Source organism: Clostridium sp. (assembly GCF_051650885.1).
Lineage (GTDB): Bacteria > Bacillota > Clostridia > Clostridiales > Clostridiaceae > Clostridium.
The window spans coordinates 1-8,066 of the sequence record NZ_JBOFRG010000012.1; the positions used below are offsets into that span (position 1 = coordinate 1).

The following is an 8,066-nucleotide window of genomic DNA, read 5'->3' on the forward strand; positions in this document are numbered from 1 at the left end:
TCTTTTCCAGCCCATGGAGTAACTTCTTCAGTAAACTTACCTTCTGTATCAACTAAGTTTATGAATGCCATTCCATTTTTCTTAGCAACAAAGCTATCATCTTCTCCATATGCAGGAGCTATATGAACGATTCCTGTACCATCTGATAATGTTACATAATCACCATGGATAACTTCAAATGCTTTTCCTTCTGGTGTATGGAATGGTAATAATTGCTCATACTTCATTCCTAATAGTTCTGAACCTTTAAATTCTTTAACTATTTCTGCTTCTTCACCTAAAACTTTAGCTACTAAGTCTTTAGCTAAAATGAAAGTTTCATCTTCAACTTTTACTTCACAATAATCGTAGGCTTTGTTTATACATAAAGCTACGTTTGAAGGTAAAGTCCAAGGAGTTGTTGTCCAAGCTAAGATATATTTATTTTCTTCACCAGCTACTTTAAACTTAGCAACTGCAGTTAAGTCTTTAACATCTTTGTATCCTTGTGATACTTCGTGTGATGAAAGTGCAGTTCCACATCTTGGGCAGTAAGGCATTACTTTATGACCTTTATAAAGTAAGTCTTTATCCCACATTTGTTTTAAAGCCCACCATACTGATTCTATGTATGGATTATGGTAAGTTACATATGGATCATCCATATCAACCCAGTAACCAATTTGGTTAGTCATTTTTTCCCACATGCTAACATATGTGAAAACACTGTCTTTACATTCATGTACGAATTTTTCAACACCATATTCTTCAATTTTTTCTTTACCTGAAATTCCTAATTTCTTTTCAATTTCAAGCTCAACAGGAAGACCATGTGTATCCCATCCTGCTTTTCTTATAACTTTATACCCCTTCATAACTTTATATCTTGGGATAATATCCTTCATAACTCTTGTAAGAATGTGTCCTACGTGAGGCTTTCCATTTGCTGTTGGAGGTCCATCATAAAATGTGAAATACTCTCCATCTGGGTTCATATCAAAGCTTTTTTGAATAACATTTCTTGCTTTCCAAATATCATTCATAACTTCTTTTTCCATACCTACAAAACCATTTGTAAGTTCTACTTTTTTGTACATGTCAAAACTCCCTTCTTTTTTAATTAAGAATTAAGAATTAAAAGTTAAGAATTGATTATTTCTAAAACTCCTTCATTCCTTATCTTTAATTAATACTCTATTTTAAAATAAAAAAACCCGCCCTAATAATAGGACGAGAGAATATACTCGCTTAAACCACCTATGGTTAATATCAATATATTAATTTTAGTTTTATCTCTAAAAAATATACTGATGCAAATTCAGATACTAACATATCCTATCCCTTAACGCGAGATTACGTGTAAGCTTAATTAGAATTTCTTTTCAGCCACCGACTCCTAGGTGATTTTTGTTGAATTGTAATATGCTTTCTCACCAGCCAAGCACTCTCTTAAAATACAGTAAACAACTACTTTTCCTAATCATTGTCTTTTAAAATTTATTATATAGTAGGGTTTTATAAAAGTCAATTATAAGACATACTTATTTAACTTAATTTTCACTATAAATTTATCCAATTAATCACAAATTTAGTATTTAATTAATAGAAATTATTATTTAGTATTGATTTTTCTTTTTTAAAGTGATTTAATGAAATTAACAAATAGATTTTTAAGTGCAAATTAAGCAGAACTTTATAGATATTTTAAACTGAAGGAGGAATAATTTTGGAAAACAATAATATTCAAAAAGAAGTTATGGATAAACTTACAAAAACTTGCGTATGTAAAGTTGTTACAAGAGCAAAAGTTAAAGAAGCTATAAGAAACGGTGCAAGAACTTTAAACGAGGTTAAAGCAGCAACAGGTGCTGGAACAGGTTCATGTGGTGGTGCAAGATGTGTTTATAAAATATATGAGCTTTTAGACGAATTTAAAGAAAACGGCGAATTTAATTAAAATCCGGTAGCAACTTATTTTTAAGTTGCTACTATTTTTTTATTTTATTCAACTGGAATTTTTTGTATAATATATTATATACTCTAGGAGGGATTTATATGGACAACTACAAATATATCTTCAATAAAATTTTTCATTCAAAAATCACAAACCCCTGCGGAAAATTTCAGTTTATACTATCTCTATTTATAGGTTTTCTTTTTATAAGTAGTTCTTTCAATAATATTTATAATAATGGTTTTTCTGAAGCTCCCTTTAGCTTTAGTTTTGCTATTTTAATCGGTATTTTAGGATTCTTAAACGCCTTTTATATTCTTAAAGAGAATAAATTTAAAATTAAAAATTTAGTATAAACTTTAAAAGCTTATTTATGTTATCATAAATATATAAATTTATAAGAGGTGATACAAATGAAAGATGTAAACGAATATGTTAATATTAAAAATACTGATGATAAAGATGCCTTAAACCATGAAATTGAATTAAATCACGAAAAAACTGATTTATTAGGAGACCCTAAAAGAAATAAAGTAAAAGAATATTTTGATAAAATAAATGAAAAAGAACTTTTAAAAGGAAATGATTCTATCTATAAAGAAAAGAATGAAAAGAAAACTAGAATCTTAATTCCTAGAACTTCATTAGAATTAAAAAAATTAATTGATGATTTAGCTACTGTATTCGGAAGCTAATAAATAAAACCATTAAATCAAGCTTGATTTAATGGTTTTATTTTAATTCTTATTTTTCACAGTATTCCATAATTGCATTTGCAACCTTCTTAGCATGATTTACTGCATGAACAACAGTTTTAGCTCCTGTAACTACATCTCCTGATGCAAATACACCGTCTTTAGTAGTTCTTCCTTCTTCATCAGTTATAACAAGTCCCCACTTGTTTGTTTGAAGCTCATTATCTCTTGATGCTATTGTATTTCTTGGCTCTTGGCTTATTGCAATTATCGTTGTATCACAAGGAATAAAGCTTTCTTCCTCTAGCATTTTAGTTTGAATCTTTCCATCAACCTCAACATTTTCAGTTTTTACAACCTTAATTCCATCTTCTAAAATTTCAACTGGTGCTTTAAATAAATCAAATTCTACACCATCTTCTCTTGCTTCTTCTATTTCTTTATTTGTTGCAGTCATTTGAGCAAAGTCTTTTCTATAAACTACATAAACATGCTCTGCTCCACTTCTTTTAGCAACTCTTGCTGCATCCATAGCAACATTTCCTGCTCCTATAACACAAACAACTTTTCCTACATTATAAACTTCTGGTGCTTTTAAATAATCAATAGCATAATGAACATTTCCTAATGTTTCACCTTTTATATTTAATTTTTTAGCATTCCATACACCAGTTCCAATAAATACAGCTTTATATCCATCTTCAATTAATCTATCTAGTGTTAAAACTGGACCTACCATTATATTAGGTCTAATTTGAACACCTAATTGAACTAACTTATCGCTAATTGAATCAATCATTGAATTCGGTAATCTATATTCTGGTATTCCATATCTTAAAACTCCACCAATCTTCTCATGAGCTTCAAATATAGTAACCTTATATCCTTTTTGAGCTAATACAAAAGCTATTGTTATACCAGCTGGACCTCCACCAATTATAGCAACCCTATCTTTAGTTCTTAATCCTTTTTCAAACTTAACCTTCTCTAAATAATCTCCTGAAATCTCTTCTTCAATTTCATAGAAATGAATTGGCTCACCCTTTATTCCTCTTATACAGTTTCCTGCACACTGTTCTTCATGAGGACATACAATTGCACAAACTGCTGATAATGGATTATTCTCAAAAAGAATTTTTCCAGCCTCCTCATTTTTTCCTTCTCTATATAAACTAATTATTTCAGGAATTGGCGTATTTATCGGACACGCTGTCTTACATCTTGGATTTTTGCATAATAAGCATCTATCTGCTTCTTGTGATAAAAATAAACTTTTCATTATTTTTCTCCTTATATAAAAATTTCTTAAGTATATTATATATCTTTTTTCTCATAATACTAACTATTTTTCAATAATAATTATTACATTTTTTACCAGAATAAATTTATATGTATATATTCTTATTTAAAACTCTAAACTTATGTTATAATCGTAAAAGAATTAATTTTGAAGGGAGCTGGTCATTAATGACTACTAAATTCTATCTTGAAAAATTAAGTAAAAAAGCTAAGGCAGAGCAAGGAAGACCTTGGATTTATACTGATGAAATCAAAGAATATGACGGCGAATATACAAATGGAGATATTGTTGATGTTTATAATCATAAGCATTACTTTATAGGTAAAGGTTACATAAATGATGCTAGTAAAATAGCTATTAGAATTATGACAAGAGATATTGATGAGGAAATTAATAAAGAGTTCTTCAGAAAAAGATTTAAAGCTGCATGGGAGTACAGACAAACTGTTATAGATACATCTTCTTGTAGATTTATCTTTGGTGAGGCTGACTTTTTACCAGGGCTTACAGTAGATAAATTTGAAGATTACTATGTAATTCAAATTTCAACTCTTGGAATGGACCAATTTAGAGATATAATTGTTCAAGTTCTTGTTGAAGACTATAATGCTAAAGGTGTTTATGAAAGAAGTGATTTAAAAACACGTGAAATTGAAGGATTAGAACAAACTAAAGGATTTTTAACAGAGCCTTTTGATACAAATGTCCAAATTGTAGAGAATGGTGTTAAATATATTGTTGACTTAGAAAATGGTCAAAAAACTGGTTTCTTCTTAGACCAAAAAGAAAATAGAGCAGCTATTCATAGAATTTGTAAAGATAAAGAAGTATTAGACTGCTTTACTCATACTGGTTCATTTGCTTTAAATGCAGGTATTGCAGGTGCTAAATCTGTTTTAGGAATAGATGTATCTAAACATGCTGTTGATTGCGCTACAAGAAATGCTGAACTTAATAATCTTCAAGATACAGTTAAATTTGAATGTCACAATGCATTTAATGTTCTTGCAGATTGGTCAAGAGAAGGAAGAAAATTTGATGTTGTTATCTTAGACCCTCCTGCTTTTACGAAATCAAGAGGAACTATAAACGGTGCAACTAGAGGATATAAAGAAATAAATTTAAGAGGAATAAAAATGGTTAAAGAAGGCGGTTACTTTGTAACTTGCTCTTGTTCTCATTATATGTCTGAAGAATTACTTAGAAAAACTATTGCAGATGCTGCACATGATGCACATAGAAGTCTTAGACAAATAGAATGTAGAACTCAATCTTGTGACCACCCTATTCTTTGGAATTCAGATGAATCTTATTATTTAAAATTCTTTGTTTTCCAAGTAATTTAGATAAAAAAAGCTCCACAATTATTGTGGGGCTTTTTTTACATACTTGCTAATATTCCAATATACATAGCAATTATAAAGCATACTATATATACTATCCATACAATCCAGTTTATCCATTTTATTTTGCTACTAATAATTTTATTATTCCTTTTTGCTACTGATAATGTAATTGCTGTAATAAATTGAGCTACAATTGAAATTACTCCAATAACTTGATGCATATGCATCATTCCATAGCTTACATTTGTATATGGTAGTTTAGAACTAATTCCACTCATATAAAATAATCCTAATATAGCTAGGACAATACTTATATGAACCATTGCCATGTTTCCTTTAGATACTGCCTTTGTTTTTAAGCTTCTAAAATTTGAAATTGTATATAGTATTAAAGATACTAACATTAATACTATTAAAGGTATAACTAACTTTTCCATCCCTTGCACCTCGCTAATATAATCTTTTGATAGCCTTATCATAACATAATCAATAATAATTATTATTTAATATTTTATGTATTTACTTTTGATTTGAAGTAAATTCATCTTCATTTTAAGTAAAAATTCTATATTTAAATATTTCAAATCTTGCTACTTACCTTGTTATGTAAAGGTATTAATGAATAATTATTATTATAAAATATCTTTTACATTTTGTTCATTGATTTTCTTTTTACTTAGTAGTATTATTAACTCATAGACAACAGATAATAATTATTAAATAATAAAGTTATTATTTGGATTTAGAGGGAGGATTTTATTATGAAAAATTTAAAAGGTACAAAAACTGCTGAAAATTTAATGAAAGCATTTGCTGGTGAATGCCAAGCAAGAACTAGATACACTTATTTCTCAAGTGTTGCTAAAAAAGAAGGATATGTTCAAATATCTAATATCTTTATGGAAACTGCTGAAAATGAAAAAGAGCATGCTAAAAGATTCTATAAATTTTTAAAGAATGACTTAAATGGTGAAGCTGTAGAAATCACTGCTTCATATCCAGTAGAAGTTCCTGAAGATACAAAAACAAACTTAATCTTTGCTGCTAATGGTGAGCACGAAGAAGAAGCTATACTATATCCTGAATTTGCTAGAATTGCTGATGAAGAAGGATTCCCAGAAGTTGCAGCATGTTTCAGAATGATAGCTAAGGCAGAAATTGCTCATGAAACTAGATTTAAACAACTAGCAGAAAATATAGAAAAAGATAGAGTTTTCAAAAGAGAAGAAGAAGATACATTATGGAAATGTGAAAACTGTGGATTCATCTACGAAGGACCAGTTGCACCTGAGAAATGTCCAGCTTGTTTACACCCACAAGCATACTTCTCAGTATGGAAACAAACTTGGTAATATAGACAAGTCTAAAAATATATAAAATTTATTTATCCTAAACATTAATAACAATAATCAAAATTTAATCACTAATTTGCTAAAAAGGCTATGCATTCTACTACATGCATAGCCTTTTTTTATTCTTCAATTTTTATTTTTCCATCTTTATATATAGGAATTATATTTAAATCTTCTTTTTCTATACAATACTCTATATCTTTAAATAAATTTAATTCTTTCATTCTTCCATAATGCTTTGCCATAGTTATAAAGCTTTCTATATTTTCATTTTTTTCATAGATATACTTGGCAGTTTTACTTATATCAGTAAGTTCTAATTTCTCAGTTACTTTTTCAATTTCACTTATAATGTATCCACCACAAATAAAATCATCCATAGTAAACTCCCCATCTGTTCCTGCATTTACTATTATTACGTCTTCATTTAACTTAGCTAATCTTTCTGCAATTTTCTTTCCATTTAAAACAGATGCTATATAAACTCTTTTTCCACTTCTTGCTTTAGTTAAAGCCTTTGTACCATTTGTTGTTGTCATTAATATAGTTTTACCTAAAACCATTTCCTCAGTATATTCAAGTGGTGAATTACTTAAATCAAATCCATCTATTTTTTTAGCATTTCTTTCTCCACCTAATATGCAGTTTTCTCTACCTATTTTATTTGCCTCTTCAAAAACCTCTTCTACAGTTAAAAAAGGAATCACTTCTTTGCAACCATTTTTAAAAGCTGTTGTCATTACTGATGTTGCTCTAAGCATATCTATAACAACTATATTTTTCCCCTTTATATACTCTTCGTTTATATATTCTGGAGTTATTATTATATCTACCTTCATTTTTATCCCACCTTTTTAATCTTGTCCTAATAACATTATAAAATAAGCAATCTAACCTTGCCTTAGTTAAACCGCTTATTTTCTCTAATTATTTAAAATTTTTACCTTGATATATATCATTATCTACAAATGCCTTATCAATCGCATTTAAAACTTCCCATTTTTTAAGACTCCACATAGGTCCTATTAAAAGGTCTCTTGGTGCATCACCTGTTAATCTATGAATAACCATCTCTTGTGGTATCATTGTAACAGCCTTGCAAAGTGTATCTATATACTCATCTTGTTCCATAAGCTTTAATCCACCCTTTTCATAAAGGCTTACAAGAGGTGTGCCTTCCATTAAGTGAAGTAAATGAAACTTAACTCCTGTTGAACCTGTATGTGCTACAAATTCTACTGTTTTAATCATATCTTCTTGTGTTTCACCTGGAAGTCCAAATATACAGTGTGTTACAAAATCAATATTTCTTTTCTTTACTCTCTCAATTGCATCACTATAAACAACTGTATCATATCCTCTGTTTATTTTTCTTCCTGTTTTATCAGAAACTGTTTGAAGCCCTATCTCTATCCACACATATAACTTCTTATTCATTTC

9 protein-coding genes are annotated in these 8,066 nt (G+C 28.9%); 4 read left to right on the top strand and 5 right to left on the bottom strand.

What is annotated here, in order from left to right; translation table 11 throughout:
* Nucleotides 1–1,076 (bottom strand): class I tRNA ligase family protein (locus ACRC28_RS00325; protein WP_438541468.1); only part of this gene is annotated, 1,076 nt, incomplete at its 3' end.
* Between the two features lie 659 nt (nucleotides 1,077–1,735).
* Between ACRC28_RS00325 and ACRC28_RS00330 the strand changes: the two genes are divergently transcribed.
* Both ACRC28_RS00330 and ACRC28_RS00335 read left to right on the top strand, forming a co-directional pair.
* Nucleotides 1,736–1,936 carry a (2Fe-2S)-binding protein gene (locus ACRC28_RS00330; RefSeq protein ID WP_438541477.1) on the top strand — a complete coding sequence of 67 codons (201 nt, stop codon included), beginning with the start codon at nucleotides 1,736–1,738 and terminating at the stop codon, nucleotides 1,934–1,936.
* A 410-nt stretch (nucleotides 1,937–2,346) separates the two neighbouring features.
* Complete coding sequence (locus ACRC28_RS00335) at nucleotides 2,347–2,628, top strand: hypothetical protein (RefSeq protein WP_438541469.1); 282 nt, start codon at nucleotides 2,347–2,349, stop codon at nucleotides 2,626–2,628.
* 49 nt (nucleotides 2,629–2,677) lie between these two features.
* Here ACRC28_RS00335 and ACRC28_RS00340 read toward each other — a convergent pair whose 3' ends face one another.
* Nucleotides 2,678–3,907 (bottom strand): NAD(P)-dependent oxidoreductase, encoded by a 1,230-nt coding sequence (locus ACRC28_RS00340; protein ID WP_438541471.1) that lies wholly within the window; start codon nucleotides 3,905–3,907, stop codon nucleotides 2,678–2,680.
* Between the two features lie 188 nt (nucleotides 3,908–4,095).
* On the opposite strand from ACRC28_RS00340, the gene ACRC28_RS00345 reads away from it, so the two are divergent.
* Nucleotides 4,096–5,274 carry a class I SAM-dependent rRNA methyltransferase gene (locus ACRC28_RS00345; protein WP_438541472.1) on the top strand — a complete coding sequence of 393 codons (1,179 nt, stop codon included), beginning with the start codon at nucleotides 4,096–4,098 and terminating at the stop codon, nucleotides 5,272–5,274.
* Nucleotides 5,275–5,309: 35 nt separating this feature from the next.
* On the opposite strand, the gene ACRC28_RS00350 is transcribed toward ACRC28_RS00345, so the two are convergent.
* Complete coding sequence (locus tag ACRC28_RS00350) at nucleotides 5,310–5,711, bottom strand: hypothetical protein (protein WP_438541473.1); 402 nt, start codon at nucleotides 5,709–5,711, stop codon at nucleotides 5,310–5,312.
* Nucleotides 5,712–6,035: 324 nt separating this feature from the next.
* Between ACRC28_RS00350 and rbr the strand changes: the two genes are divergently transcribed.
* Nucleotides 6,036–6,626 (top strand): rubrerythrin, encoded by a 591-nt coding sequence (rbr, locus tag ACRC28_RS00355; RefSeq protein ID WP_438541474.1) that lies wholly within the window; start codon nucleotides 6,036–6,038, stop codon nucleotides 6,624–6,626.
* Between the two features lie 119 nt (nucleotides 6,627–6,745).
* Here rbr and ACRC28_RS00360 read toward each other — a convergent pair whose 3' ends face one another.
* Together ACRC28_RS00360 and ACRC28_RS00365 are read right to left on the bottom strand one after the other, a co-directional pair.
* On the bottom strand, nucleotides 6,746–7,465 hold the full coding sequence (locus ACRC28_RS00360) for a 2-phosphosulfolactate phosphatase family protein (protein ID WP_438541475.1): 720 nt from the start codon (nucleotides 7,463–7,465) through the stop codon (nucleotides 6,746–6,748).
* Between the two features lie 88 nt (nucleotides 7,466–7,553).
* On the bottom strand, nucleotides 7,554–8,066 hold a 513-nt coding region (locus ACRC28_RS00365; RefSeq protein ID WP_438541476.1), incomplete at its 5' end, for a TIGR01212 family radical SAM protein.

What these genes read in the sequence shown, in the direction of transcription:
- ACRC28_RS00330 (WP_438541477.1), top strand. Translation starts at nt 1,736, where the DNA reads ATGGATAAACTTACAAAAACTTGCGTATGTAAAGTTGTTACAAGAGCA.
- ACRC28_RS00335 (WP_438541469.1), top strand. Translation starts at nt 2,347, where the DNA reads ATGAAAGATGTAAACGAATATGTTAATATTAAAAATACTGATGATAAA.
- ACRC28_RS00340 (WP_438541471.1), bottom strand. Translation starts at nt 3,907, where the DNA reads ATGAAAAGTTTATTTTTATCACAAGAAGCAGATAGATGCTTATTATGC.
- ACRC28_RS00345 (WP_438541472.1), top strand. Translation starts at nt 4,096, where the DNA reads ATGACTACTAAATTCTATCTTGAAAAATTAAGTAAAAAAGCTAAGGCA.
- ACRC28_RS00350 (WP_438541473.1), bottom strand. Translation starts at nt 5,711, where the DNA reads ATGGAAAAGTTAGTTATACCTTTAATAGTATTAATGTTAGTATCTTTA.
- rbr (WP_438541474.1), top strand. Translation starts at nt 6,036, where the DNA reads ATGAAAAATTTAAAAGGTACAAAAACTGCTGAAAATTTAATGAAAGCA.
- ACRC28_RS00360 (WP_438541475.1), bottom strand. Translation starts at nt 7,465, where the DNA reads ATGAAGGTAGATATAATAATAACTCCAGAATATATAAACGAAGAGTAT.